18 protein-coding genes are annotated in these 24,298 nt (G+C 64.1%); 10 read left to right on the top strand and 8 right to left on the bottom strand.

Annotation, left to right across the window (positions count from 1 at the left end; genetic code table 11):
* Positions 1–2: 2 nt before the first annotated feature.
* The 3 genes from der to GUY30_RS10230 all read left to right on the top strand — a co-directional run bounded on the left by der (position 3) and on the right by GUY30_RS10230 (position 3,491).
* Positions 3–1,454, top strand: a complete 1,452-nt coding sequence (der, locus tag GUY30_RS10240; RefSeq protein WP_167200895.1) for a ribosome biogenesis GTPase Der — start codon at positions 3–5, stop codon at positions 1,452–1,454.
* Positions 1,455–2,786 (top strand): AI-2E family transporter, encoded by a 1,332-nt coding sequence (locus GUY30_RS10235; RefSeq protein ID WP_228281231.1) that lies wholly within the window; start codon positions 1,455–1,457, stop codon positions 2,784–2,786.
* Between the two features lie 78 nt (positions 2,787–2,864).
* A complete protein-coding gene (locus GUY30_RS10230; RefSeq protein WP_062243165.1) occupies positions 2,865–3,491 on the top strand; it encodes an L-threonylcarbamoyladenylate synthase in 627 nt (208 codons plus the stop codon).
* A gap of 233 nt (positions 3,492–3,724) precedes the next feature.
* Here the strand turns inward: GUY30_RS10230 and GUY30_RS10225 are convergent, their stop codons facing one another.
* From GUY30_RS10225 to GUY30_RS10205, 5 genes are all read right to left on the bottom strand, one after another.
* Entirely contained in the window at positions 3,725–4,429 is a 705-nt protein-coding gene (locus GUY30_RS10225; RefSeq protein ID WP_167197003.1) for an ABC transporter ATP-binding protein, read from the bottom strand.
* Positions 4,429–5,202: an ABC transporter ATP-binding protein gene (locus tag GUY30_RS10220; protein ID WP_167197000.1), complete on the bottom strand. Its 774-nt coding sequence runs from the start codon at positions 5,200–5,202 to the stop codon at positions 4,429–4,431. The genes GUY30_RS10225 and GUY30_RS10220 overlap by 1 nt, the downstream gene beginning before the upstream one ends.
* A complete protein-coding gene (locus GUY30_RS10215) occupies positions 5,199–6,248 on the bottom strand; it encodes a branched-chain amino acid ABC transporter permease (protein WP_083532665.1) in 1,050 nt (349 codons plus the stop codon). The genes GUY30_RS10220 and GUY30_RS10215 overlap by 4 nt, the downstream gene beginning before the upstream one ends.
* The gene (locus GUY30_RS10210; RefSeq protein ID WP_167196997.1) at positions 6,245–7,111 is read right to left on the bottom strand and encodes a branched-chain amino acid ABC transporter permease; all 867 of its coding nucleotides are present in this window, start codon (positions 7,109–7,111) and stop codon (positions 6,245–6,247) included. The genes GUY30_RS10215 and GUY30_RS10210 overlap by 4 nt, the downstream gene beginning before the upstream one ends.
* 85 nt (positions 7,112–7,196) lie before the next feature.
* Positions 7,197–8,411, bottom strand: a complete 1,215-nt coding sequence (locus GUY30_RS10205) for an ABC transporter substrate-binding protein (RefSeq protein WP_167196994.1) — start codon at positions 8,409–8,411, stop codon at positions 7,197–7,199.
* Between the two features lie 447 nt (positions 8,412–8,858).
* Between GUY30_RS10205 and GUY30_RS10200 the strand changes: the two genes are divergently transcribed.
* Together GUY30_RS10200 and GUY30_RS10195 are read left to right on the top strand one after the other, a co-directional pair.
* The gene (locus GUY30_RS10200) at positions 8,859–9,602 is read left to right on the top strand and encodes an SDR family oxidoreductase (RefSeq protein WP_062243154.1); all 744 of its coding nucleotides are present in this window, start codon (positions 8,859–8,861) and stop codon (positions 9,600–9,602) included.
* A 51-nt stretch (positions 9,603–9,653) separates the two neighbouring features.
* Complete coding sequence (locus tag GUY30_RS10195) at positions 9,654–10,853, top strand: acetyl-CoA C-acyltransferase (RefSeq protein ID WP_167196991.1); 1,200 nt, start codon at positions 9,654–9,656, stop codon at positions 10,851–10,853.
* A gap of 134 nt (positions 10,854–10,987) precedes the next feature.
* Here GUY30_RS10195 and GUY30_RS17770 read toward each other — a convergent pair whose 3' ends face one another.
* Positions 10,988–13,909, bottom strand: coding sequence for an HNH endonuclease signature motif containing protein (locus GUY30_RS17770; protein ID WP_228281230.1), 2,922 nt, complete (start codon positions 13,907–13,909; stop codon positions 10,988–10,990).
* A 449-nt stretch (positions 13,910–14,358) separates the two neighbouring features.
* Here GUY30_RS17770 and GUY30_RS10185 point away from each other — a divergent pair, with 449 nt between their 5' ends.
* From GUY30_RS10185 to GUY30_RS18050, 3 genes are read left to right on the top strand one after another with little or no spacing between them, the layout of a single operon-like run.
* The gene (locus GUY30_RS10185; RefSeq protein WP_167196987.1) at positions 14,359–15,675 is read left to right on the top strand and encodes an MATE family efflux transporter; all 1,317 of its coding nucleotides are present in this window, start codon (positions 14,359–14,361) and stop codon (positions 15,673–15,675) included.
* Positions 15,672–16,277: a hypothetical protein gene (locus GUY30_RS10180; protein ID WP_167196985.1), complete on the top strand. Its 606-nt coding sequence runs from the start codon at positions 15,672–15,674 to the stop codon at positions 16,275–16,277. Before GUY30_RS10185 ends, GUY30_RS10180 begins: the two co-directional genes overlap by 4 nt.
* Entirely contained in the window at positions 16,274–16,405 is a 132-nt protein-coding gene (locus GUY30_RS18050; RefSeq protein ID WP_266096023.1) for a hypothetical protein, read from the top strand. Before GUY30_RS10180 ends, GUY30_RS18050 begins: the two co-directional genes overlap by 4 nt.
* 90 nt (positions 16,406–16,495) lie before the next feature.
* Here the strand turns inward: GUY30_RS18050 and GUY30_RS17925 are convergent, their stop codons facing one another.
* Positions 16,496–17,950: a M1 family metallopeptidase gene (locus GUY30_RS17925; RefSeq protein WP_228281882.1), complete on the bottom strand. Its 1,455-nt coding sequence runs from the start codon at positions 17,948–17,950 to the stop codon at positions 16,496–16,498.
* Positions 17,943–21,962 carry a Pls/PosA family non-ribosomal peptide synthetase gene (locus GUY30_RS10165; RefSeq protein ID WP_167196982.1) on the bottom strand — a complete coding sequence of 1,340 codons (4,020 nt, stop codon included), beginning with the start codon at positions 21,960–21,962 and terminating at the stop codon, positions 17,943–17,945. The genes GUY30_RS17925 and GUY30_RS10165 overlap by 8 nt, the downstream gene beginning before the upstream one ends.
* 245 nt (positions 21,963–22,207) lie before the next feature.
* Here GUY30_RS10165 and GUY30_RS10160 point away from each other — a divergent pair, with 245 nt between their 5' ends.
* A complete protein-coding gene (locus tag GUY30_RS10160) occupies positions 22,208–23,422 on the top strand; it encodes a metal-dependent hydrolase family protein (protein WP_167196979.1) in 1,215 nt (404 codons plus the stop codon).
* Between the two features lie 210 nt (positions 23,423–23,632).
* On the top strand, positions 23,633–24,136 hold the full coding sequence (locus tag GUY30_RS10155; protein WP_167196977.1) for a DedA family protein: 504 nt from the start codon (positions 23,633–23,635) through the stop codon (positions 24,134–24,136).
* The last annotated feature ends 162 nt before the right edge of the window (positions 24,137–24,298 follow it).

The raw sequence follows: 24,298 nt of genomic DNA, 5'->3' as shown, positions 1-24,298 counted from the left end.
GCATCAGCGACGAGGAGGCCGAGCAGCGCGCGACCGCGCTCGAGGCCGGACTCGAAAGCTATGAGCTCGAAGACGAGGACCGTGCGCTGCTGCGCGCCTACGGCTTCGACGAAGACGAAGACGAGACCCTCGGTGCCGCACCGGTGCTGGCCGTCGTCGGTCGCCCCAACGTCGGCAAGTCGACGCTGGTCAACCGCATCCTCGGCCGCCGTGAAGCCGTCGTCGAGGACGTACCCGGAGTCACCCGTGACCGCGTGAGCTACCGGGCGGAGTGGAACACGAAGGAATTCACCCTCGTCGACACCGGCGGGTGGGATCAGGACTCGAAGGGCATGGCCTCGCGGATTGCGATCCAGTCCGAGGTCGCCGTGGACATGGCCGATGCCGTCCTCCTCGTCGTCGATGCCACGACCGGTCCGACCTCGACCGATGAGATGGTCGTGAAGATGCTGCGCCGGAAGAAGAAGCCGGTGCTCCTCGCCGCGAACAAGGTCGATGACGAACGCGGCGAGCTCATGGCCGCCGAACTCTGGGGCCTGGGCCTCGGCCAGCCGTGGACCGTCTCTGCTCTGCACGGTCGGGGAGTCGCCGACCTGCTCGACGAAGTGCTCACGATCCTGCCCGAGGTCTCGGCCGTCGACACCCGTGTCGAAGAGGGCGGACCGCGTCGTGTGGCCCTCGTCGGTCGCCCGAACGTCGGCAAGTCCTCCCTGCTCAACCAGCTCATCGGCTCCGACCGGGTGCTCGTGGACAATGTCGCCGGTACCACTCGTGACCCCGTCGACGAGCTCATCGAGCTCGGTGGGAAGCAGTGGCGCTTCGTCGACACCGCCGGCATCCGCCGTCGCGCTCATCAGGCCAGCGGCGCCGACTTCTATGCCGCACTGCGTACGCAGACCGCGCTCGAACGCGCCGAGGTGGCCCTCGTCCTCATGGAGGTCCAGGACCCGCTGAGCGAGCAGGACGTCCGCATCGTCACGACCGCCGTCGAGGCGGGACGTGCCGTGGTGCTGGCATTCAACAAATGGGATCTGCTCGATGACGAACGCCGCTTCTACCTCGAGCGAGAGATCGAACGGGACCTCGGCCATGTGGCGTGGGCACCGCGCGTGAACATCTCGGCGAAGACCGGACGTCACGCGGAGAAGCTCGTGCCGGCGATGGAGGCCGCTCTCGAGGGCTGGGACACCCGCATTCCGACGGGACGACTCAATGCGTTCCTCGGTGAGCTCGTCGCGGCCAACCCGCACCCGGTGCGCGGCGGCAAGCAGCCGCGTATCCTCTTCGGCACTCAGGCGCAGTCGCGTCCGCCGAAGTTCGTGCTCTTCACCACCGGATTCCTCGACCCCGGTTATCGGCGGTTCATCATCCGCCGTCTGCGTGAGACCTTCGGTTTCAAGGGCACCCCCATCGAGGTGTCGATGCGCATCCGCGAGAAGCGTCGGGGACGCTGAATGAACGAGGACGAGCAGGCGAAGGCGCCGGGTGCCGCAGACGGTGCGACCGGGCGAACCGGACGAACCGGCGATGCCGCGCGCCCAGATGAGTCTGCGTCGTCCTCAGGACCGGTGACTGAGGCGGGGTCGGCCGGACCCACCGCCTCGGTGATGGTGGGATCCAATTCTTCCAGCACAGAATCGGGCACGGCATCCGGCACACAATCCGCACCAGAGTCCGACCCCGCAGGAGAGAAGCGGCCCTGGCACGCGCGGCCGCCGGCGCGAGCGCTGATGATCGCGGTGACGCTGGCGGGATTGGCGTACGCGCTGATGTTCTTCCGCGGGCTCCAGGACATCGTGGCTCCGGTATTCCTCGCGCTGAACTTCTACATCGTCGTCTACCCGGTGCAGCGGCTGCTCACCCGGATCAAGGTGCCCCGAGCGATCGGGGCGTGCATTTCGGTCGTGCTCGTGTTGTGCATGATCTTCGCGTTCTTCGGCCTCACCGCGTGGTCGGTCGCCGAGCTCGTCATCCTCATCCCCAGCTACAGCAACGAACTCGTCAACACGTACCAGAATGCGTTGGCGCTGCTCTCGGACATCGGTGTGACCTCCTCGGTGATCCAGCAGCAGCTCTCGGCCTTCGACGTCCGCTCCGTCCTCGACGCCGTCTACCCGCTGCTGACGAATCTGTCGTCGGTTGCGGGCCTGTTGACCACTGTGATCATGGCGGTGTTCTTCGTGGCGATGGATTCGATGGGCATCGACAAGCGGATGGCGATGCTGCTCGATGTGAAGCCCACGCTGTCGGCGTCGATCGGTGATTTCGCCAGCGGTGTCCGCCGCTACTGGGTGGTGGCCACGGTCTTCGGTCTCATCGTCGCATTCCTCGACGTCATCGCCCTGGCGATCATCGACGTTCCGCTCATCTGGGTGTGGGGCGTGCTGGCATTCCTGACGAACTACATTCCGAACATCGGCTTCGTCATCGGCCTTCTCCCGCCGGCACTGCTGGCGCTGGTCGACAGCGGATGGCAGTCGGCGCTGTGGGTGGTCATCGCCTACAGCGTGCTCAACTTCGTCATCCAGTCGATCATCCAGCCGAAGTTCACGGGCGAATCCGTCGGCGTCACTCCCTTGGTGTCGTTCCTGTCACTGTTGTTCTGGGTATGGGTCCTCGGCTGGCTCGGCGCGCTGCTGGCATTGCCGGCCACCCTGCTCATCAAGGCTCTGCTCGTCGACGCGGATCCGAGAGCCAGGTGGGTGAATATCCTCCTCGCCTCTGATCCGAACACCGCGCGGGCCGAGCTGGTCAAAGGCCTGAAGAAGCCCGAGGCTGCGGTCTGACGATACCCAGCCTCGTGCGCTGAGGAGCGTCTGCGAGTGACCCCTCGCACTGTGGCGGCAGAGTGGTTAGCATGAAGTATGGCGACACTACTGAATATCCATCCGGAGAACCCGCAGGACCGACTGATCGAGAAGGCCGCTGAGTCACTCAGGAACGGTGGCTTGATCGCTTATCCCACGGATTCCTGTTACGCCCTCGGCTGCGCCCTGGACAACAAGGAAGGCATCGAGCGGATCACCCGCATTCGGCACCTCGGCTCGAAGCACCATTTCACGCTGATGTGCCACGACTTCGCCCAGCTGGGTCAGTTCGTCATCGTCGACAATTCCGACTTCCGAGCCATCAAGTCGATGACGCCGGGACCCTACACGTTCATCATGAAGGCGACGAAGGAAGTACCGCGCCGGATGATGCATCCGAAGAAGCATTCGGTCGGCGCTCGTATTCCGCAGAACGTCACGGCCCTCGCCCTCGTCGAGGCGATGGGGGAGCCGATCCTGTCATCGACTCTGCTGCTGCCCGGCGACGAGGATCCGCTGACCCACGCCGAGGATGTCATGGACCAGCTCGGCAATGACCTCGACATCGTCATCGAGTCCGGAGTCCCCGGAGTCGTGCCGACCTCGGTCGTCGACTTCACCGGAAAGTTCCCCGAGGTGGCCCGCGTCGGAGCCGGGGACGTCTCCCGGTTCCTCGACGAGTGAGACAGCGGGCAACGTCTCCAATGATGTGTCCGGCTGGCTGAATTTTGACCGTGATGAGTCAGACGGAATGGAAGTCGGTCTTGATGAACCCGCCGCACTGAACGAGCGTGACCGAGGGTCTCAACGATCTGGCAGAATAACTCAACGAAATCTCGCCGAGGTGGCCAAGCCGCCTCGGCGAGATTTCGTTTCCGCGATATCGCCGCCCTCAACCGAAAGACTGCGAACCGCCGTCAGAGGCCGAGGTAGGCCGCCTGCACGTCGGGATTGTCGAGCAGTCGTGAGGCATCATCAGCGAGGACGATCCGCCCCTCGGCCAGAACGTACCCTCGGTGGGCGATCGCCAGTGACGCCTTCGCGTTCTGCTCACTGAGCAGGACTCCGATACCGTTCCGATTGATCTGAGCGACCGACTCGAGGACCTGCTCGACGACGATGGGAGCCAAGCCCATCGACGGCTCGTCGAGGATCAGCAGGCTCGGATCCGACATCAATGCCCGGCCGATTGCGACCATCTGCTGCTGTCCGCCGGACAGGGAGCCTGCCGGCTGCTTCGCCTTCTCCTTGAGGATCGGAAACATGTCGAGGACCTCAGCGTAGATCTCTTCGGTTCGCGACTTGTTCCGGTGCGGGTACGACCCCAGACGCAGATTCTTCTCCACAGACATCTTGCCGAACAGATGGCGACCTTCAGGACAGTGCGCGATACCGGCTTTGACGATGGCATTGGGGCGCGCTCGATGAAGCTGACGGCCCTCATAGGCGATCGATCCTGACCGGACCCGCATCAGTCCGCTGATGGTCTTGAAGAGAGTCGTCTTTCCTGAGCCGTTCGCTCCGAGCACCACGGTGAGCTCTCCGGGCTGCGCGGTGATGCTCACCCCATGGAGCACATCGGTGGCATCGTACCCGGTGCTGACATTGTCGAGCGTGAGCATCAGTTCTCCTCCTGTGCAGTCGAACCGAGGTAGGCGCGGATGACGTCCGGATCGGATTGGATCTCCGCCGGTGCGCCGAGTGCCAGCTTCTGTCCGTGGTCGAGGACGAGGATCGTGTCCGCGAGGTCCATGATCATCGTCATCTTGTGTTCGACGAGCAGGACGGAGACCCCTCGCTCCGGCAATGATCGAATGAGGTCGCCGAAATCGACAGTCTCCTCTTCGGGGATGCCGCCGGCGGGCTCGTCGAGCAGCAGCAGTTCGGGCTCCGTGGCCAGTGCCATTGCCACTGCGGTGCGCTTCTGCACCTCCTGCGGAACGTTGGAGGCCAGATCGTGCCGATACTCCGCTACCCCGCAGTACTCAAGAGCTTCCATCGCCTTGTCTTCGTTGATGCGTGATTCACGACGGTGGCGCGGCGTGTGGAAGACGGCGTCGAAGACATTGGACTTCGAGCGGACGATCCGACCGGCCAGGACGTTCTCCAACAGGGTGCTGTCATCGAACAGGTTCGTCGTCTGGAACGTCCGGGCGATGCCGCCGGCTACGGTACGGTGCGGGGACGAATGCGTGATGTCCTCGCCTTTGAAGCTGATGGTCCCTGCCGTGGGCCGATAGAAGCCGTGGACAAGGTTGAACAGCGTTGACTTGCCGGCACCATTGGGACCGATGACCGCGGTGATCTGACCCTCTTCAACGTCCAGGGTCACGTCCTTGACCGCGTCGAGCCCGCCGAAGCGCTTACCGAGACCGCGAATTTCGAGCAGCGTCATTTCTCCTCCTCGGAGTTGGTGCCGACTGAGGCGGCTGAATCCGATCGTGAGGACTCGTTGTGTTCTGAACCGCGGGCCTCTGCACTCCTTCGTCGTCGATTGCGTTTGTCGACGAATCCGCCGAGGTATCCGACGATTCCCCGCGGTGCGAAGATCACGAGGGCGACGATGATGGGTCCCAGCACGATGAATCGATAGGCCTGGAAGTCTTGGAACAGTTCGAACAGGAATGTCACGATCATGCTTCCGAGCAGCGGACCTGCGACAGTGCCCATGCCTCCGACGAGGATGAACATAAGGAATTCGAAGGTCTTGTCGATCGATGCCGCATGGGGGCCGATGAATCCGACCACAGTTGCGTAGAGTCCGCCGCCGATTCCTCCGAGGACAGCCGAGGCGGCGAATGCGAGCTGTTTGCTGAATCCGACGCGCACACCTATCGCATCCGCCAGATCTTCGCTCGTCCTGATGCTCAGCAGCGTGCGACCCACACTCGAGCGCCGAATCGCGTACGTCGTGTAGATGCACACGAGCAGGATGGCGAAGACCAGGTAGAACATCGCAACCGGAGATTCGAAGTCGATGAGTCCTCCGCCTTCGGGGAATTTCACGTTGTTGACGCCGGAATGTGCGTGGGTGACGGACTCCCAACGGCTGATGACGAGGAAGATGATGAAGCCGATGGCCATTGTGAAGATGGCGAAGTACTCATCCTTCGTGCGCAGGGCGATCAGCCCGCAGAGGTAGCCGATGACCGCAGTTCCGATGACGGTTGCGACGAATGCGGTCCAGAAGCTCCAATCGTAGTCGGTGGTGAGCAGCCCGACTCCGTAGGCGCCGATGCCGAAGAACCCGCCTTGGGCGAGGTTCAGCTGTCCCGTGAAGCCGAGGATGATGTTGAGACCGTAGACAGCGATCGCCGCGCACATGCCGACGGTGATCACTCGCATCGTGTAGTTCTCCTGCGCAAACGCCAGGGGCGTCAGGCCGAGCAGGACGATGACGGCGATAGTGCCGATGATCCGAGGATTCTTCATTGAGCTCATCGCTGCACCGCCTTCGTGAACAGTCCGTTCGGTTTGATGGCCAGCACAGCGACGAGAACGACGAATGCCACGGCTTCTCCGACGGCTGAGGAGATGTAGGTCGCCGTCATCGTTTCTGCGATGGCGAGTGCGAATCCGCCGACGATGGCGCCCGGAAGCGAACCCAGACCACCGAGGATGATGATGGCGAACACTTTGAGATTGAGCGCATCGCCCATCGTCGGAGACAGGAGATTGATCGGTGCGACGAGGCCCGCCGCGATCGTGGCCAGCAGGGCGGACAGCCCCAGCGTCAGCATCGATACCATCGACGGGTTGATGCCGACCAGCGATGCACCGACGCGGTCCTGTTCGATCGCTTCGATCGTCTGGCCGTGGATGGACCGCTTGATGAACAGCGCCAACAGCGCCAAGACGATCACCGCAGTGACGATGATGACGATCCGCTGAGCAGAGATCTCGGCGCCGAGGATGCGCAGTTCGCCGGTGATCGGTGTGTCCATACGTCGGAAGTCAGCACCCCATATCGCTTGAGCCAGGGCTTGGAAGAAGAACATCGCACCGACGGCCGCGATCATGTGGTGGGTATGCGGGGAGTTGCGCAAGGGGTGGAATACGAGGCGTTCGAGCCCAACACCGACGACGAAGAGCATGATCGCCGCGATGCCGATCGCGGCGATATAGGGAACGCCGACGGTCGTGAGGAAGAAGTAGGTGATGTAGGCGCCGAGCATATACAGCGCACCGTGAGCCAGGTTGGGAATGCGCAGCACTCCGAAAACCAAGGTCAGACCGATCGCAGCGAGGCAGTAGACGCCGCCCAGCGCGAGGCCGTTGAAAAGCTGTTGGATGAAGAGGGTCATGATCAGTCGGGTCCTCTGCAGGCATGAGTTCGGCCGGGTGAGGCGCACTCATGCGCCTCACCTTCAATACAGCCGCTGACGGAAGTTACTTATCGTCGGATACCTGTTCGATCGGCACCTTGGTGTATTTGCCGTCCTCATTGAGGAAGGTTGCCTCCAGATCGGGATTGAGGAGGTGTCCCTGTTCCGTGATCTCGTTCGGGAAGCCATTGACCTTGTACTTGTCGTCGACCTCTGGCAGCGCTTCACCGATGGATTCGCGAATCTTCTCCGGGTCGTCCGTTGTCCCCGCAACCTCCATCGCCTTCGCGACGATCGCAATGCCCTGGTAGTTCAGCGCCGTTTCGCTGGTCGGAACCTTCTTCTTTCCGGCCTTCTCAGCGAACTTCTTCAGGAAGTCCTTAGTGCCGGGATCTTCATATTCGGAAACCGGCAGAACGCCGACCGAATTCTTGAGATTGTCGAGTTTCGTCACCGTGGCCATCTCATCCAGCTTTGCCTGATCCATGACGAGGAAGCTGCCCTTGAAGCCCTGCTTACGAGCTTCTTCCATGATCAATGCTGTCGGTTGGGATGGTCCGCCGACGAAGATCGCATCGGGCTTCTCCGACAGGGCTTTCGAGACAGGGCCCGCGAAATCGGACACAGTTGCGTAGTCAACGCTGTTGTCGCCGCCGATCTTCCCGCCGGCTTCGCTCCACGCGTCCTTGATCGACTTGGTCCACTGCTGCCCGTACTCACTCTGAGTTCCGAGCAGAGCGAGCTTCTTGCCCCCGTGCTCCATGGCAGTCTCGGAGAATTCCTCAGCATAGGATTCGAAATTCGGAGGGATCATCATCGTCAGGGGGTTGTCCGCCTGCACGATCGCGGGATCGGACGTGTACGCAGAGATGAGGAAGTTCGACCTGCCGCTGTTGATCTGCTGAATCGCCTTGATTGCTCCGGCGTTCGGGGAGACGACCACAGGGGCCTTGTCCTGATCGGCCAACCGCTGAGCATTGCTCGCGGCGGTGGACGGTGCGTATTTGTCGTCGAGGGACTTCAGCTCAAGGATCACGGGATTGCCATCGACCTCGACCCCGTCTGCGTTGAGATCGTCGATGGCCATTTCGAGACCGATCTTGACGTTCTCACCGTATGCGGCGCCACCGCCGCTGAGCGGTCCTGTATAGCCGATGACGACCGTGTCGCCCTCACCTGAACCGCCACCGCCTCCGCAGGCTGTGGCAGTCAATGCGATTGCGCCCAAAGCTGCTGCTGCCGATAGTCTCCGGCGGCGACTTCGCGAGACAGAGTTCATCTTTTCTCCTTTGAAAAGCTCCTGGAGCGAGCTTGCTCCACACGGTGTCCGGGACGTCGTCAGTGACAGTTCCCGGAGTCGTCGTCAATCCGTAATGGACTTCGACTGGTGTGAACATTTCCAAATCACTCTGGTGAAGTCAATGGTTTTGGGCTAGATTCTTGAACGTTCGATAATCTTCGGGACTGACCCAGTCGCGGAGAGCATAAGGCGAGGTCGGACTGCGTGCGTGCCGAATTTCTCAGATCGGCTCTGCGGTTCTGAAGCGTTCGACCTGGCCATGTGTCTGAAAAGTGAGCAAACAATCGTTCAGTGACGGAATTGGTCTACAGTGGGCATAGCTGCATGGGAGATCTGCATCACATCAGGTCCGATGCAGACGCGAACCGCAGGTGCCCACTCGGTTCCCCTCGGCAATGACGCAACATCATCTTTAGGAGCTTGTTCATGACTCGTACAGCAATCGTCACCGGTGGAGGCCGCGGCATCGGAGCCGCCATCGCCAAGCGACTCGGAGCCGACGGACTCAAGGTCGCCGTTCTCGATATGGGCCCCACCGACGAGACCGTTGCCGCCATCAAGGACGCTGGCGGCGAAGCCCTCGGCCTCGAGGCCGACGTCTCTGACGAGGACTCGGTCAATGCCGCGGTCAAGCAGGTTGCCGAGACACTCGGCGCGCCGACCGTCCTGGTAAACAATGCCGGAATCCTGCGCGACAACCTCCTGTTCAAGATGACTCACGAGGAGTTCAACAAAGTCCTCTCCGTCCACCTCGGCGGAGCTTTCCTCATGGCGCGGGCCGTGCAGTCCTACATGGTCGAAGAGAAGTTCGGCCGCATCATCTCGATGTCGTCCACTTCGGCACAGGGCAACCGCGGACAGACGAACTACTCCGCTGCCAAGGCCGGCATCCAGGGCATCACGAAGACCTGGGCGATCGAGCTCGGCAAGTTCGGCATCACCGCGAACGCCATTGCTCCCGGCTTCATCGAAACGGATATGACCAAGGCCACCGCCGAGCGCGTGGGTATGGGCTTCGAGGACTTCGTGGAGGCCTCGGTCCAGCAGATCCCCGTCGCCCGATCGGGAAAGCCCGAGGACATTGCTCACACTGCATCGTTCCTCGCCTCCGAGGGAGCCGGCTTCGTCTCCGGTCAGGTCATCTACGTCGCTGGCGGTCCGAAGGACTGATCGCCGCCGTCCTCACGACGAATCAACGAACATCTTCGAAAGGTGAGACCCATGAGGGAAGCAGTCATTGTGTCGACGGCACGTACGCCGATCGGCAAGGCCTACCGTGGTGCCTTCAACGACACCCAGGCTCAGGAGTTGGCCGGCCACGCGATCAAGCACGCCGTGGAGCGTGCCGGTCTCGAAGGCGGCGAAGTCGAGGACGTCGTCTTCGGTGCCGCTCTGCAGCAGGGCAGCCAAGGTACGAATGTCGCTCGGCAGGCAGCACTGCGAGCAGGTCTGCCGGTGACGGTTCCGGGAATGTCGATCGACAGGCAGTGCTCATCCGGGTTGATGGGTATTGCAACCGCAGCGAAGCAGATCCTCTTCGACGGTCAGGAGATCGTCGTCGGCGGTGGCGTGGAGTCGGTGTCGCTCGTTCAGAATGACAAGATGAACACATTCCGGGCCAAGGATCCGTGGCTCGAAGAGAACGTTCCCGGAATCTACTATCCGATGCTCGCCACCGCAGAGGTCGTTGCCGAGCGCTACAGCGTCAGCCGTGAGGCTCAGGACGAATACTCCTTGTCGTCGCAGCAGCGTACCGCCGCCGCCCAGGAAGCCGGACGGTTCGACGACGAGATCGTGCCCCTGCCGACGACGAAGGTCGTCGTCGACAAGGAGACGAAGGAGACCTCGCGTCAGGATGTGCTCCTCGAGGCCGACGAGGGCAACCGCCCGTCGACGACTCTCGAAAGTCTCGCCGGCCTCAACCCCGTACTCGAGCCCGGTGTGGCGTCGAAGGTTCCGAGTATCACTGCGGGCAATGCGTCGCAGCTCTCCGATGGTGCGTCTGCTTCTGTGGTCATGTCGAGCGATGAAGCCAGTCGACGCGGACTCGAACCGATGGGCATCTACCGTGGTATGGCCGTGGCCGGCTGTGCGCCGGACGAGATGGGCATCGGTCCCGTGTTCGCCATTCCGAAGCTGCTGAAGAACCATGGTCTCTCCATCGACGACATCGGACTGTGGGAGCTCAACGAGGCCTTCGCAGTGCAGGCGCTGTACTGCCGGGACCGCCTCGGCATCGACCCGGAGAAGTACAATGTCGACGGCGGTGGCATCTCCGTTGGACATCCCTACGGAATGACCGGTGCTCGCCTCGTCGGACACGCCCTCATCGAGGGGCGTCGCCGTGGAGTGAAGTACGTCGTCGTCACGATGTGCATCGGTGGCGGACAGGGGGCGGCCGGACTGTTCGAAGTCTGCTGAGGCATTCAACCAACCGTTCAGCCGGAACAGGGCAACACTGTCGCTGAACCTGGAAGGCCGACGATATTCGGATCGTTTCTGATCTGAGTGTCGTCGGCCCTTTCCGTGTTCGCGATCACGAGGTAGGACTCAGCTCAGAACGGCGGAGGTTCGCCCGAGTCCCAGAACCAGTCGCGCAACTCGGAGCTCTCCTCGTCCTCCTGGTCTGCAGGCTCGGTGCCACGTGCCTTCTCAGGGTTACACTCCGCAGGGTTGGGTGTGAACGCGCAGAGGTCCTCGGCAAGGAGTTCCCTCCAACCGGGTGTTCCGTCGGCCGCAGCTGGTTCGGGACATTCTCGCGCCTGCTTCCGATCGCCGGGAACGGGGTGCTTCGCGGCTGCACTGCCATTGTCGACAGATGCTGTCTCAGTGTCGGATGCACTCTCAGCAGCGGTTCCACGCTCGGCATCGGATGCACTCTCAGCAGCGGTTCCACGCTCGGCATCGGAATCACGCTCGGAGGCAGGAACATGCTCGCGGGCAAGTGGATCGTCCATGCTCGTGTGCTCCGGTGCGATTGCTCGACCTGCCGGGGAGATGCCAGCGCCGAATCGTGCAAGGAAGAGCCGGGCATGCTCAACGCTGATGGGGTTATCCGGTGAGACGACCTCCACGGAGACGCCCTTGCGGAATACGTACTCCAGGTGACCGGGCTCGGTCATCCGCACGTCGAAGTTGCCGTTGGTCTTCTGCAAGTGGTGCGCCTTGCACAGGCAGTGGAGATTTCCGAAGCGGGTGAGACCACCCTGAGTCGGGTCGGAGTGATTGAACGGGTCGATATGGTCGACCTCGGTCACCTCAGCAGGTTGAGTGCATCCCGGAAAAGTGCACGTCACGAACTGAGCAACAAGTGTTTTGCGCACGCTGTTGGGGATTGCGTAGGACGTTGCCTTCGCATCGACAGGAGTTCCGGTCGCCGGGTCGGTCAGCAACCTGGTCCATGTGGTGGAGTAGCCGGCGACCCGCCGTGCCATGTCGGCTGGGATCGGTGACCCGTTTGGAAGCATGCCCGCCAGGTCGCACACCTCTCCTGAAGTCAGCGGTGCATGAGGTGCTGACTGCGCGGTGGAGAGCGGCGATGGTCGTGGTTCTACCTGTGGTGGTACCGGGGGACCGGTGGCTGGTGGTGGCGGATCTGAGGTATCGACGGGTGGAGGCGGTGGGCTTGGGGGATCTGAGTTCGGTGGCGGCTGGCCGTCGTCATCAGACTGGAATCGGCTGAGCAGAGTCAGCATGGGAACGGTGATGAAGGTGCTGGCCTGATTCGCCAGCCAAGACTCATTGGTCGGCATGTCGAGAAGGAATTCGAAGCTGATGCGGCGCTCGCCGGCATCGAGGATCGGATTGCCGAAGGCGTCGACGGCGCCCGATGCTGCAGCTTCGGATCCCTCGGCCGTGGGGCGAGCTCCGCTGGACTGCGAGCCGATGAGATTCGAGAGTGCTTCGGCCGTATCGCGATCTGTGGTGCTGTTGCTGCTGAGGATGGCCTCGAGCAGTTGGGATTCGAAAGCGCGGTCGGCCGGAGTGGTGGGCGCCTGGCAGGAATCGACTTGCGGCGTGCGGGTTGCATCATCAGATTCACCATGGCCAACGGAATTCTGGGGGTTGGATTCGGTGTGTGCGGAGGCTCCCGAATCCGCTGGCGCAGACTGTGTCTGTGCTGCGTATCCGTTCGTGTGCAGGTCGTCGAACACCCGCTCGATGTAGTCGAGCAGGGCCTCGCCTTCGTGCATCGGGGTGCCGTCGGGTCCGGCGAAGAGACCATCGAGAGAGAAATCGGTGCTCATTGACTCGTTGTCCGTCGCGTTCGTGCTGATGATGCGCAGCTTCATCTGTGGGCGCGTGCGCGTGAGAATGTCGAACATCAGTGCTGAGATCGAACGCTCCTCATCGAAGCAGTCGCCTGCTTTCAGCTGATTCGAGAACGCGTTCGTATTGTTCTTATGAACTGCCCGGGCGAAGGCATCGAGCCTTCTGAAGCACGCCTGCAGCTCCGGGGCAGGCCCGGTCAGAGTGAGGTACGCGGTTCCGTCGTCGCCGGTGCTGAAGTCGACCCGGCGCCGCAGTGAAACGCTCTTCAGCATGTCCACGGCCGGCTGCAGCACCGAGATCTGCAGGGCGACCGAGCGCTTGAACGTCTCGATCGTAATGTCGGCGCGCCTGCGCGCCAGATAGTCGTCGAGTTTCGGGAGATGTTCGAAGTGCAGGTCACGGCACGCGCGAGTCACGCAGTCGACGTGCTCGATTGTGAAGTCTCCGTCCAGGCATCGTTTGAGGAACTTCGGCAGTCCGTGGGTCAGCGTCATCGACGAGGTCATGTGCCTGAGAGCGTTGCTCGTCGTTGCGCCGAGGAGACTCGAATAGACGCCGGCCTCGGTCGGCTCGACGTTGCCGCGCAGCCACGTGAAGAAGGTCAGCTTCGGGTCATAGCCGGGAAAGTCCGGTAGGAGAGCGGGGTCGGTCAGGAACTCCTCGGCGAGCTTCCGCACTCGACGATGGCGGCGGCCGACGGCACGATTCTTCTTCCGTCCTGAGACTACGCCGATCTTCGTCCCGGTTTCGGCTTCGACCTGGACAACTGCCTGTGCCATTGCCAGTGTTTCTCGGCGGGTCCAGGCTCTGCGCGATGAGAACACGTCGTCGGCAGGCACGTCGACTATGCAGTCGTCGCTGCTGGGGTCGACTTCGGTTCCCTTGTTCTCGGACTGGTTGCAGCGTGCGGCAGTCCTGGTGAATGACGCGAACTCGTAGACCGAGTCGGGCTGACTGCCTGTGAGCCCGAGGGCATAAGCGACGTCTTGGGCGACGACATGGCTGGTGGCGACGAAGGAACGGATCTGGGCGAGGCTGCTCTGTGAATAGGTGCCCAGCAGGGAGACGAGCTCATTGTCCTGGGCGATCTCCAAGCGACGTCCGTGGGCCCGACGGAACTGGGACAGAGTCCGGTGGTCTGCCTCAGCAGGGGGAACGGCGGGCAGGCCGAATTCCCGTCCGTCGTTGTCTCCGATGTGCTTCATCGGTCTTTCACCTCTCCACGTCGCTGTGGAAGTTGGTCGTCGGGGAAGCTGCCTATCTCAATTATATAATCTGAGCGTATGAATGAATGTCACAATACGATTACAAATAGAACGGAGATACTAGTCTGTCTGATAGTGACTGATTCAGAGCTGTCCGAATCGGTACTGATCTGTTTGTCCTCTGACTCTACAGTTCGGCACTGACACGACATTGCGATCGGGTTCTTGGCTATTGGCGGTCCGTCCGCGTATCGCCGTTCAATAGTGGTGGGTGCGGCGCTCGTGGACCTGCGCCTCAACTGCCCGCGCACCTCCGGTCCTCATCCGCCGACCGATATCGACCGGCCCCGCAGGCCCAGTCCGCCGACCGATATCGACCGGCCCCGCAGGCCCAGTCCGTCGACCCATATCGAACGGCTCCACCGCCTCGGTTCGCTAGAATCGGGGACGTGGCAGCGATCGACAAGGACATTCTCCGTTTGGCTCTTCCCGCACTCGGAGCCTTGATCGCCGAACCCATTTTCCTGCTCACGGACACGGCCATGGTGGGCCACCTCGGTGCCGGTGCTCTGGGATCGCTGGCGATCGCCTCGACGATCCTGCAGACGGTGCTCGGTCTGATGATCTTCCTCGCCTATGCAACGACACCGCGTGTGGCGAAACGGATGGGGTCGGGGGACAGGTCGGGCGCAATCACGGCCGGATTCGACGGAATCTGGCTGGCAGTGGGCACCTCGATCCTGCTCATCATCATCGGACTGCCCCTGCTGAAAACTGCGATCGAGGCTTTCGAGCCGGACCCGGCGACCACCGAGGGCGCACACTCCTACCTGGCGATCTCATGGTGGGGCCTTCCATTCATGCTCATGGTCATCGCGGCCACCGGACTGCTGCGCGGGCTCCAGGACACGAAGACCCCGCTGATCGTCGCGGCTGCCGGATGCATTGCCAATATCGGCCTCAATGCCGTCTTCATCTACGGGCTCGATATGGGAGTCGCGGGATCAGCGATGGGCACGGTCATCGCGCAGGCCGGAATGTGCGCGGTCTACCTCACCATCTCCATCCGCGCCGCCCGCCGCCTCCACGCCAGTATCCGTCCCGACTGGACCGGCGTGTTCACCTCGGCGAAGACCTCTGGGTGGCTGCTGGTGCGCAACGCCTCGCTGCGCGCTGCCCTCATCCTCCTCGTATTCCTGGCCACCGCGATGGGCACGACGGACCTTGCCGCGATCCAGGTCGCTCAGAGCATCTTCTTCGCCCTCGCGCTCGCCCTCGACTCATTGGCCATCGCGGGCCAGGCGATGATCGGTCTCGAACTGGGTAAGAAGAACACCGAGGCGGTCGCCGCGATCAACCGCCGTCTGTGCCTGTGGGGGATCGTCTTCGGCATCGTCGTCGGCGTCGTCCTGTTCGCCGGATCCGGAATCATCCCGCGCGCTTTCGCCTCAGACCCCGCGGTGGTGTCGGCGCTGGCTGCCCTCCTGCCAGTGCTGGCGCTGAGCATGCCGATCGCCGGGTACGTCTTCGTCCTCGACGGTGTGCTCATGGGAGCCGAGGACGCGAGGTACCTGGCTCTGGCACAATTGGTCGCTGTGATCGGATACGCGATTCTGCTCATCCCGATCGTCAACATCTGGCCGGGAGCCCCCGGGCTCTGGGCCGGCTTCTGCATCGGATTCGTCGGTTTCCGCGCCCTGACCCTGGGCTGGCGAGTACGCAACCGGGCGTGGATCGAACGCGCCGTCGAGAAAGGAATCTCATGAACGCTGCACACACTGACGCTCATGATTCGCAGAACTCCTCCGCCGAGGCGGCCGCCTCTTCCCTGCGCGGACGTATCCGTCCGCTGCCGGCCGAGACCGATGACGAGACCTTCCTGCCGTTCGTCGACCTGTGCTTCAACTGGTCGATGGACAAACCTCGGATCGAGCTCGAGGACCTCCGCCATCGCAGCGATGCCGTCTTCTACTTCCGCGACTGGGGTCGTGACGGTGACATCGCCGTCGCCGCGCACGCCGAAGCCGATGCGCAGTCGCCGATCATCGGACTCGCCTGGGTGCGCCTGGCCGATATCGAAGACGTTGTCGGGAAAGCCGACGAACGGGTGGGCGGAGACTTCGCCGCAGCCCTGGACAAGACCGGCACCGAGGTGGTTCGGAGTGAGGTCGTGCCCGAGGGTGATGCGAATGCTGAGTCGAGTGAACCACCCGCCGATCTGACGCCGAGCGCCGATCATGCGCCGTTTACCGGTTACGGCTGGGTCGCCGCCGACATCCCCGAACTTTCGATGGCGGTGCTGCCCGACCACCGGGGCAGGGAATCGGCGGTGCCCTCCTCGACACCGTCTGTGCGCTGGTGCGGATGAGCGGATTCCCGGCCGTGAGCCTGTCCGTCGAAGACGGCAACGGGGCAGCGAAACTCTATGCCGACCACGGATTCGTGTCCGTCGGACGCAACGGCGACTCGGACGTGCTCGTCCGCAGGCTCGGCTGAGACGCGGGCAGCCTCAGGGCCGCAGAACAGCCCGGCAGCGTCGACCGCGGCGCCGCCGGACTCGGTCGTGAGTAGTGCGCGGCCAGCCCCTTACGGCAGCGGCGGGAGCTCCAGCTCTTCGAGCCAGGGTCGGACCACCTCGGCGATGTCACGCTCTGCCACATCGGAGACACAGCGGATGAACTCCTCGGTGCTCACCGAGGAATGACGGTACCGCTTCGTCCACTCGCCGACGGCCGCGAAGAAGTCCGCATCGCCGAGCTCGAGGCGCAGGGCGTGCAGGCACAGGGCGCCGCGCTTGTACACGCGGTCGTCGAACATGTCCGGCCCACCCGGATCACCGAGCTTGATGTTCTGCGGCTGAGCGGACAGATCGTCCCACCACTGCCGCGCACGTTCATCGGCACTTGCGCGCCCGGACTCCTCGGACCACAGCCATTCGGCGTAGCAGGCGAAGCCCTCGTTGAGCCAGATGTCCTTCCACCGGGACGGTGTGAGCGAGTTCCCGAACCACTGGTGCGCCATCTCATGCGCGACGAGGCGCTCGGCCTCCCATTCGGGTCCCAGATGATTGGGCCCGAGCACGGACAGCGGCTGCGACTCGAGCGGAATCTCGAGCACGTCATCGGTCACCACCACGTCATAGACGTCGAACGGGTACGGACCGAAGCGTTCGATGAACAGGTTCATCATTCCGTGCTGAACGCCGAGGCGCTCGATCGCCATATCCCAATGATCGTCGGCATAGACGCCCAGGGGAACGGGGGACTCGGTTCGGCTGTGCCTCGTGCGTCTGCCCGATTCGTCGTGAACAGGCACATCCCTGCCGGCGGCACCGGCGACCCCTCGGGCGGCGCTCGACAGGGCATCTCGGTGCGAACCCGCGACTGCGTCCTTCGCTGCGCCGAGCATCGTGGCACCGAACCTCGTGGTTCCGGAGCTCAGCGGGATCTGCCCATACTTGTAGCGGCCGATCTGCACCGTCGCCAGGTAGGTCGCCAGGGGAGTCGTCGACTCATAGGTCCAGCGGGTTCGCCCGGCCTTGCGCGTCTTCTTCGTCAGCGACCCATTGGACACCACCGTGTACTCGGACTCGACGAGCACCGAGATCCTGTACTGGGATTTGTTCGAGGGATGGTCGTTGCACGGGAACCACGTCGAAGCACCGACGGGCTGTCCGGCCACGAGCACCCCGTCTTCGAGCTCCTCCCAGCCGACGTCACCCCAGGTGCCGATCGCCGGTTCCGGATTGCCCGCGTAACTGATGTCGATGACCACCGGCTGGTCGCTCTTCAACGCCGGGGTCGTCAGGCGCAGCTTCTTCCCTCGGGCGGAGAAACGGACCTTCTTGCCGTTGACGCTGGCCTTGGTCACCCGCAGACCCGTGAGGTCGAGGACGACCGACGTGGTGTCCGCGAGAACGCGGCCCTTGAGCACCGCCCTGGCTGAGAGCCGGTTCGGCCCGATCCGGTAGTCGAGGTCGAGATCGTAATGGTCGATATGAAGGTCCGCGTTGCCGACGCCCTGTGTATAGGTATCAAGCATGCGATCGGCCCGATTCGTCTCCGTCGTCGGGGACTGCGACGTGCCGGCCTGCTTCTTCGTTGTCGATTTCGCGACCGACGTCTTCTCGGCCTTCTTCGTTGAGTGAGGGAAGTTCTGGGGCATCCACCCAGGGTATGACAGGATTGCCGCTGAAGTAGGCATGGGCCGGCACGAACTCTCCGCGCATGACCAGAGACGTCGCTCCCACCGTGGCATTCTCGCCCAGCGTGGAGGCCGGGAGGATGACGCTGTTGGGTCCCAAAGTGGCACCGGGATCGAGCTGCACGGTGTCAAGACTCATCACCCGATCGTGGAACAGGTGCGTCTGGACCACGCAGCCGCGATTGACCGTCGAATTGTCACCGAGGTCGACGAGATCAGCCTCCGGCAGCCAGTAGCTTTCACACCACACTCCGTGGCCGATCTTCGCGCCCATCGCCCGCAGATACCACACGATCGCAGGCGTGCCCACGGCATTGCGGGTGAACCAGGGAGCGGCCACGAGCTCGACGAAGCAGTCGGCGACCTCGTTGCGCCAGATGAACGACGACCACAGCGGATGCTCCCCGGGGCGGATGGGACCGGCGAGGACCCATTTCGCCGCCACGGCCAGTCCGGCAGCCACGGCACCCGCGGCCATCATCACGACGCCCGAGGTGAGCAGGGCCAACAGCACCGAGGCGACGAACGTCGTCTCCTGCGCGGCGACCCCGCCCGGCAGCCCGAGGAAGAACCAGATGGTGAGGACGACTCCGGTGATGAGCACGCCGCCGGCGATGATCGACGAGACTCGGAGCGTCTCCCAGAAGGCCCGGGCGGCCTTGACCCCGAAGGTCGGGGCATAGGTGAGCGACTCATCGGATTCCACGGCGGCACGGCGGAGCTGCACCGGGGGAGAACCGAGCCAGGACGAGCCCTTCTTCGCCTTCGCCGGTGCCGCAGAGAGCACCGCGACGAGGGAGTTCTTCGGCACCCGGCGGCCGGGGGACGCGATTCCCGAGTTGCCGAGGAAGGCGCGTTTGCCGACCTTCGCTCGCCCGGCGCGCATCCATCCGTGGCCGAGCTCGTAGCTGGCGACCATGGTGTCATCGGCGAGGAAGGCACCGGCCGCGATTGTCGTCATCTTCGGAACGAAGACGACGGTCGAGATCTCCGTACCCGGCCCCACCTTCGCGCCGAGGAGGCGCAGCCACCACGGGGTGAGCATCGACGCATAGAGAGGGAACAGCAGATCCCGGGCCATGTCGAGCAGACGCTCCGTCGCCCACACCCGATATCCGCGAGCCGAACGGACGGGGAACTCACCCTCTTCCATCCCGATTGCCAGAATCCGCACGGCCACGAGGACGAGCAGGGCGGTGGTGAGGAACCACAGGCAGGCAACCACGGGGGACCACGCCACCAGCAGCCAGGGAGACTCGACGACCTCGATCCCGGAGACCCCGAGTATGATCGCGACGCCCGGCACCACCGCAAGATACGGCAGCAGAGCATTGATCTGCGAGCCGATGGCATAGAACAGGAAAGGCAGACGTCGCCGTGGCGGGGGAGCCGGCCAGGACTTCTTCGCCTTCCCGACGCGAACCGCGGGTGAGCCCGAATAGATCTGGTTCTTCCGCACCCGACCGGTCACCGCGGATCCGGCTTCGACGAGGGCCCCGACCCCCACCTCGGCGCCGGGCATGAGCGTCGACCGGGCACCGATCGTGGCGTTGCGGGCGACGTCGATTCGACCGATGCGCAGCAGATCACCGTCGACCCACCAGCCCTTGAGATCGACCTCGGGTTCGACTGCAGCGCCCTCGCCGAGAGTGAGGAAACCGGTCACCGGCGGCACCGAGTGCAGATCGGCATCGCTGCCGATCCGGTTGCCCAGAAGCTTCGCATACCAGGTCACCCAGGGTGCGATCGCCACCGAGACCGCCGCGGCGAGGTCGGCGATGTGCTCGGCCAGCCACAGCCGCTTGTGCACCCAACCGGACCGCGGATAGACCCCGGGCCGGATCCCGATCATGAGCAGACGTGCCGCGCCCGCGGAGATGAGCATCCGCCCCCACGCGGTGACGAAGACGAGGAAGAGGACGAGGAGGACCAGCCACGGAGTGAACGGCAGGTCCGCGCCGAGACCGACCCCGATATTGGCCGCGAGCATCGCCAACACGACCCACCGGACCCCGCCGAGGATGTGCACCGGTATCCCGAGCAGCACCTGGAAGGCCTGCATCCCCCGGGAAGTCCGTGTGATCGTGCGCTTCGGACCTGCCGGTCCGATTCCGGCCCCTTCCTCGCCGAGGCAGAGCCTGGACAGGGCGCCGAAGCGCGGATGCGCGTAGATGTCGCCGACGGTGACGCTGGGATGGCGGGTGCGCAGTCGGGAGACGAGCTGTGCGGCGCCCAGCGAACCGCCGCCGGCGGTGAAGAAATCCGTATCGCTGCCCGGTCGGGCACCGAGGACCGCGGCCCACTGCTCGGCGACCCACTCCACGTCCTCGTCGAAGACCTCATCGGATCCGGCCGACTCGGCGCCGTCATCGAGTGGCCACGGCAGGGCATTGCGGTCGACCTTGCCGGAGGTCTTCGTGGGCAGTTCCTCGACGAGGGCCAGACGGGGAACGAGCGCGGCCGGCAGTTCGTCACGCAGCCGGGCCTCCCAGTCGGGAAGGTCGGCCTCGCCGGAACCGGCGCCGGGGGCGAGGTAGCCGATGAGGACGTCCGTGCCGGCCGCGGTCTTCTTCACCGCGGCCGCAGCGCCTTCGACACCGGGCAGGGCCTGCAGGGCAGCGTCGATCTCGCCGAGTTCGATGCGTCGGCCTCCGAGTTTGATCTGCTCATCGGCGCGACCGACGAAGATGAGCCCGGCGGGATCGTTGACGACGAGGTCGCCGGACCGGTACGCCCGGTCCCAGCCGAGGCTCGGCATGGGGGCGAACTTCTCGGCGTCCTTGGCAGCATCGAGGTAGCGGGCCAGTCCGACTCCGCCGATGATGAGCTCGCCGGTCTCGCCCTCGGCGACGGGTACACCCTCGGCATCGACGACGGCCAGGTCCCAGCCCTTGAGCGGCAGACCGATGCGCACCGGCCCGGACCCGTCGAGCATGGCCGCGCAGGCGACGACGGTCGCCTCGGTGGGGCCGTAGGTGTTCCACACTTCACGGTCGTCGTCGCTGAGCCGACGTCCGAGCTCGGGCGGGCAGGCCTCACCGCCGAAGATGAGGAGGCGGACATTGTCGAGGCTCTCCGCCGGCCACAGTGCGGCCAGGGTGGGCACGGTCGAGACGACGGTGATCTGCCGCGATGACAGCCACGGTCCCAGATCCATTCCGGACTTCACCAGTGCACGCGGGGCAGGGACGAGGCACGCGCCGTGCCGCCAGGCCAGCCACATCTCCTCACAGCTGGCGTCGAAGGCCACGGACAGTCCGGCCAGGACGCGATCGCCGGGACCCAGCGGCTCCTCGACGCAGAACAGGGCCGCCTCGGCGTCGACGAAGGCTGCCGCCGAACGATGGGTGACGGCCACGCCTTTCGGAGTGCCCGTCGAGCCGGAGGTGAAGATCACCCAGCAGTCGTCATCGGGGGTAGGCGAACGCAGCTCGGAACGGTCGAGAGGACCGCGGTCGGTGCGGGATTCGATGTGTGGTCCGGCGGTGAGCACTCCGGTCACGGCCGCCTCGGCGAATACGGTGCGCGCCCGCTCATCCGGGTCGTCGACGTCGACGGGAACGTAGGCCGCGCCGAGCATGAGCGTGGCCAGGATCGCGAGGTACAGATCCACCGACCCCGAGGGGACGCGGATGCCGACCTTGTCACCTGGGCCGATTCCGGCTTCGGCCATCTCCAGTGCGAGATCGCGGATCGCGGTGATGAGCTCCGCGTAGCTGAGCACCCGAGTGCCGTCATCGAGGGCCGGTTGATCGGGATGGGCGCCGGCCGACTCGAGGAGGACGTCGATGAGGGTGCGGTCCTCGCGGGGCCGCACGGGGGACGGGAACTGCGGTGCGTATTCTCTCACGGATCTTCCGGGTCGTTCGGGAGCTGACTGGCACCGGGCCGACCGGCATCGCCGGTGACCTTAGTCCAATAAGGTGTCGCGGACGTGAACACAGGTCGGGGCGCACGGAGCGGATCCCGGTTCCACGGACTGATCCTAGCGCCACGGGACAAGCGCTATCGTCACGGCTCAGGCGTCCGTGATAGATGTGAGTAGACGACCGTCCGCGGTCGACCAGCTGATTTTCAACGATGAGGAGCACGCCCATGGTCACAGTTCTCACCCACGCCACCGTCTTCGACGGCACCCGCTTTCTGCCCGGCACCCGGGACGTCGTCATCGACGGAGGACGAACCACCTCGGTGACCGAAGGGGGACAGGGATCACACAACGCCGGGGACGACTACGTCGACTGCACGGGCAAGACGATCATTCCCGGAGTCATCGACTGCCACGTCCACCTCACGAGCTCCGGAGCGGCAGCCACCGCGAACTTCCACGATCCGTTCTCGCTGCAGTTCTATAATTCCGTGGCGAATATGGAAGCCACCCTCAAGGGCGGAGTCACGACCGTGCGCGACGCCGGCGGCACCGACCTCGGGGCAAAGGTGGCAGTGGAGACCGGCGTGGTGCGCGGTCCGCGCCTGACGATCGCCGTCAACATCATGTCCCAGACCGGCGGGCACGGGGACTTCCACCTCGTCTCCGGAGCCGAATCGCCGTTCCTGGCCCCGCACCCGGGCCGGCCGTCGGGAGTCGCCGACGGACTCGAAGGGGTGCAGAAGAAGGCCCGTGAACTCCTGCGGGCGGGCGCCAACCACATCAAGATCTGCTCGACCGGCGGAGTGCTCTCCCCGCGCGATGACCCGCGCCACTCGCAGTTCACCGAAGCCGAGATCGCCGTCATCGTCGCCGAGGCGGCCGCTCAAGGTGCGTCCGTCATGTCCCATGCCCAGGGCGCACCGGGAATCAAGAACGCCGTCCGTGCCGGGGTGCGCTCGATCGAACACGGAATCTATCTCGATGACGAGGCCATCGACCTCATGTGTGAGCACGGCACCTTCCTCGTCCCGACCCTGCAGGCACCACAGGCGGTCATCAAAGCCGCCGACACCGGTGCCGCACTGCCCGCCTCAGTCGTCGACAAGGCCCGCCGCGTCGTCGAGGCGCACCAGGAGTCGATCGCCCGGGCCCACGAGGCGGGAGTCCCGATCGCTCTGGGTACCGACGCCGGAGTCGGCCCACACGGGGAGAACCTCGAAGAGATCAGCCTGTTGGCCGAGGTGGGGCTCTCCACGACGGAGGCGCTCGCCGCCGGCACCTCCGTGGCGGCTCGCCTGCTCGATGACGATCGGGTCGGTCGCCTCGGCGCGGGCGGTCTGGCCGACCTCGTCGTCGTGGACGGCGACCTGCGGACTTCCGACGTCCGCGGAATCGAGAACCGAGTCAACGCGGTCTACCTCGACGGCGAACTCGTCTGAGTCGTTGACCGAAGCGGAACGTCGCCGAGGCGGTGCGCCCTGATCGTACGTCTGCGAGGGCACAGCCGCCTCGGTGGGTGAGATCGGTCTCGCCTCGTCATTTGGTGAGGGAACCCTAACCTGATGGGGCTATGATGAGGGTGACCGAGCCATAGGGCCGCGGCGCGTCATTGCGGCGGGAATGCCCAGAGAGGAGAGTGTGCCTCAGCGATGAATCCGCTCGACTGGTCGTTTCCGATCGCCGTGACCTGGCTGATCATGTTCGGCATCATCATCTTCCGCGCCGGCGGCACCTTCGTCCTCGGCCGTTTCGCCCGCAAGGGAATCCGCAAGTTCCACCGGGTCGAGAAGATCATGGCCGGACCCAAATACCGCCGCGCCGAGGACACCATCGACCGCTTCGGTGCACCCGTCGTGGCCCTGAGCTTCCTCACCGTCGGGCTGCAGACCGTGGTCAACCTCGCTGCCGGAACCACGGGGATGCGCTACCGCCGCTACGTCCCGGCGCTCGCCGTCGGCGGATCGCTGTGGGCGCTCATCTATTCGACCGTCGGGTTCCTCGGCTTCAAAGCCGTGGCCAAGGCCTACCAGGCCGAACCGGGACTGACCGTCGGGCTCGGCCTCGTCTTCGTCGTCGCGATCATCGGTCTGCTCATCGGACTGCGCAAGGATCGAACTCCCGCCGAGGAGTCGGCCTCCGCCTCGGGGAACTGAGCGAACTGCGCTGCCGCCTCGGTGATTTGAAGGATCCATCTCAGCGATTTGAAGGATCCACCTCGGAGTTCGCCAGGCAGACTGTGGTCCGAGGTGCCGCGCGCGTTCAGTAGAGTGGGACGGCGTCAGCGTCGACATGACGAGACTGCTCGTCGACAGTGA

The sequence above is a fragment of the Brevibacterium pigmentatum genome, assembly GCF_011617465.1.
Lineage (GTDB): Bacteria > Actinomycetota > Actinomycetes > Actinomycetales > Brevibacteriaceae > Brevibacterium > Brevibacterium pigmentatum.
Note: the sequence above shows the minus strand (reverse complement) of the source record. Positions and strands in the feature narration are given on the sequence as shown.